The organism is Paraburkholderia sp. RL17-373-BIF-A (assembly GCF_046030175.1).
Lineage (GTDB): Bacteria > Pseudomonadota > Gammaproteobacteria > Burkholderiales > Burkholderiaceae > Paraburkholderia.
In genome coordinates, this window is sequence record NZ_JARESO010000180.1 from 1 (window position 1) to 2,909 (window position 2,909).

The window sequence follows — 2,909 nt, forward strand, 5'->3', positions numbered from 1 at the left end:
CACAGAAATAGACTTTGATGTCGGTAGCCACGGTGAAGCGTTTATGGCCAGCCATTTCTTTGCCCCGATCCCAGGTCAGCGATCTGTACAGTTCCTCAGGCAGCTTGCCAGCATGTTTTATGAGAGCGTTGACGACGGTCTCTGTATCCTTGCTGGCAATCTTCACCAGCATGACGTAGCGGGTCTGACGTTCGACGAGAGTTGCAATCTGGCTGTTCGCGTTGCCAAACAGCAGATCGCCTTCCCAATGACCTGGTATCGCGCGGTCGTCAGCTGTCGCCGGGCGTTCGCTAATCGATACGGCGTCGCAGATTCTGCCGTGGTCGTCAGTCTTCATGGTGTGATGACGGGAACGACGCATCGCTCGCGTTCGGCGCAAATGCTCCAGCAATTCCTTCTTTAGCGCACCGCGGGCCTGTATATAAAGGCTCCTGTAGATCGTCTCGTGCGACACCTGATAGTCCTTGTTGACCGCGTAAGAGTGCTTGAGCCAACCGGCAATCTGTTCTGGCGACCACTGCAACTGGAGTTTGCCCGCCACGACCCGGGCGAGTTCCCGATTCCCGACGAGCTTGCATTCCTTGGGGCGACGGGCACGATCCCACGCAAGTGCATCGGCCTGATTCGCCCGATACCCTTGAGATCCACCATTTCGCCTGATTTCCCTGCTGATAGTGGAAGGTGCCCGTCCAAGCCGGCTGGCTACCGCACGAATCGAGTGGCCGGCTACCACCGAGCGCGATATCTCCTCGCGCTCGGCCAACGTCAGTGCCCGTCTGGAGCGACGTCGCGGTGCCGGCTGTATTCCGCCAGCCTGCGCCAGAATTCCCTGTATCGATGAATGATTCCGGTCGAATAGCTGCGCAATATGCTGAAGCGATTCGCCTTTGCGCCAGAGTTCCCACATTAACGCTTTCTGGCTCTCGCTGTAATAGATCCGGGTTCTGTACTTCATCTGCAACACTCCCGCTGCTCGCGCAGTTCCGATTGTGTTGCATCGACCGGTTGAATCCGCACATGGAACCGGGCGCAACGGTCTCAGCGGCTGCCCGGCGATACGGGGTGAACCCAAGCTAGGCATTTGCGTGGCGAAAGCGATGCTAGGGCGGCAGCCTGGCAGCGGTGAAAGTTAGGGAGGCCGTGGTGCCGGCCTCGCGGTTGGCCGCATCGATAAAGGAAATAAGAGGATTGCAGCGTCTGCTTGGCAAGAGGACGCAGGGAGGCAGAAGTCCTGAGGGAAGCAGTCGGATATGGCCGCTCAAAACACTGGATTGCGCGCTCGCTCTTACTGCTCGGGGACGACCAATGAAAACGGTCTGCGATGTTCCCGGCGTGGCGCGCGCTGCTTTGGCAGTCCGCAAAGCACGCTCCCCGGACTGGCAGAATGGCCGTCGCGCTTGGAATATCGACGGCACGGAACTGGTTGCTGCAATCCACGAGTATGTGGCTGTCTTGCGGACGCATGGCTACCGCAGCGTCAGAGTGCCGCGGCGACGTTCGGTCAACGACGTGACACCCGCCACCATGATGACGAATTGCAGTCGACCGAAGCGATGTCCGCTGGTGTTAAGACGGCTTTAGGTCCGTTGTGATGATGGCTCGCCGTTGCGCGTGACATTTGCGCTGGACTGCCATGACCGGGAGGCCATCAGCTGGGCGGCGACAACCGGCGGCCATATTGGCGACGTTGTACGTGATGTGATGCTCGCAGTGGTCGAGCGATGCTTCGGCACGGCGAGGCTGGCTCAACTATTGAATGGCTGTTGACAACGGCTCTGCCTATATCGACCACCGCACGCGTAGTTTCGCTCGCGAGTTAGGTCTGGAGCCTCTGACGACCGCGGTTCGTTTGCCCCAAAGTAACGGCATGGGCGAGTTGTTCGTGAAGACAGTCAAGCTGATTACATTGCATTCATGCATAAGCCTGATGTGCCAACAGCGCTCGCGCATCTGGCCGGCGCCTTCGAGCAACACAACGAACGGCACCCGCATAAGGCACTGAAACATCGCTCCCCAAGGGAGCTTCGTCCGACCGCAGCAACAGCGACTTAACGATGTCCGAGTGTCCTGAGCTACACGGGCAAGTCCAATCAGCACTATGCAAAGAGCAGGCCAAAGGATCGTGACCATACGTTTGCAGGCCGTCGGTTTTGCGGCGGCGCATGTTATCTATACATTCGTTGCCGTCTGCGATGCAACCTCGCCCTTATGGATATTGTCGACGATATCCCGGGAGCGCGGCCTTGGGCGGCCGCTCACGACGATGTTACGTCGGTAATGGTGTTGCGCACTGGTGAGTGTTCCATACGGCGAGATCCGTTCATTTTCCCAGCGGTGGCTCCTCCGAGGCATGTTGACGAAAACTAATGGACATCCGCACATATCAATCGATCTTTTTCGTGCGAAAGGGCCGCTGACTTCTCTCGAGGAGCCAGTCTAGCCCACGGACGCTAGCCACCACCTTCGTGATCAGGTGGATTTGGTGTCCTGCCCAAGCAACAGTCCATCGTGTTTAATTGTGGTAGCGCCGGCGCTGAGGGCGCCATGTTGATACTTCGAATTGGCAAACCGCAATTCGATCCTGCGCGGTTCTAGTGTTCTAGATTGCTAAACCAACTCTGTCGTTGCCTACTAGTACCCGAGCCAATTGGCGGTCTCCAATACACTTCCGTCCGCTCACTTTAGCGGGATGACGGAGCAATTGATTGGCATTCGTCCCCGCTGGATTATCGAATCGCCTAGGGATGCTATGTGCGAATATAACTTGAGCAACGGAAGGACCCTTGGAAGCGAGGAGGCCCATCTTCGCAATGTTTAGTGGTGAAAATGCTCCCGGCTGGACAGGAGCAGCTTTGCGAAAATGGAAAATCCGGAGCGTTTTCGCAACGATCATCCCAGTCACAGAAAAG

1 protein-coding gene and 1 pseudogene are annotated in these 2,909 nt (G+C 57.3%); one reads left to right on the forward strand and one right to left on the reverse strand.

What is annotated here, in order from left to right; translation table 11 throughout:
* Nucleotides 1-955, reverse strand: a 955-nt coding sequence (locus tag P0D80_RS49210) for an IS30 family transposase (protein ID WP_408295759.1), incomplete at its 3' end; no start/stop codon positions are given.
* 62 nt (nucleotides 956-1,017) lie between these two features.
* Between P0D80_RS49210 and P0D80_RS49215 the strand changes: the two are divergent.
* A pseudogene (locus tag P0D80_RS49215) lies at nucleotides 1,018-2,052 on the forward strand (integrase core domain-containing protein); the annotation flags it as partial.
* Nucleotides 2,053-2,909 lie beyond the last annotated feature (857 nt).